Genomic DNA, 668 nt, shown 5'->3' on the forward strand with positions numbered 1-668 from the left:
TCTTTTCCTCTGGCTACTAAGATGTTTCAGTTCGCCAGGTTGTCTCTTGCCTGCTCATGGATTCAGCAGGCAGTTCAAAAGGTTGACCTATTTGGGAATCTCCGGATCTATGCTTATTTTCAACTCCCCGAAGCATTTCGTCGCTTGCTACGCCCTTCCTCGTCTCTGGGTACCTAGGTATCCACCGCAAGCCTTTCCTCTTTTGAACCTCGCCATTAACGTTAAGGCTATGCCATCCTAAGGTGCTACTAAATGGAAGGATCTTATCAACGTCCATGAATGCGAAATCATAGATCGAACTGCCGAATTGGCAAAATTCGGTGCTATCATAGTATCCGCTAAGTTCACGGGCTGGAGATAAGCGGACTCGAACCGCTGACATCCGCCACAGGGTAAACCACCGCCTCTCAGGCCTCCCCGACGGGTTCTACCATAGAGGCCAACGATAGACAATAACTCCCCCCCGAACACAGCTTACAACTTTCATCGTACTGTGCTCTCCAAAGAGCAACTCTTCTCAAAATCTCAAAACAAAAGGTGCTGAGTTGGAATCCCATTCTAAGGATTCTTGTGGTTCCGGGGAATCCAGCTACAGGAGAACCAGGAACGGGGAGCTCTCCCCTTTTTCCGCCCGACTCTTTGATCTTAAACTTAAGAATGCTGGTTTT

General features: G+C 48.5%; 1 rRNA gene. It reads right to left on the bottom strand.

The window, feature by feature from the left end:
* Positions 1-208, bottom strand: a 23S ribosomal RNA gene (locus tag QQK43_RS23750); the annotation flags it as partial.
* Positions 209-668 lie beyond the last annotated feature (460 nt).

It is taken from the genome of Hydrogenophaga electricum, from assembly GCF_030160815.1.
Taxonomy (GTDB): Bacteria; Pseudomonadota; Gammaproteobacteria; order Burkholderiales; family Burkholderiaceae_C; genus Hydrogenophaga; species Hydrogenophaga electricum.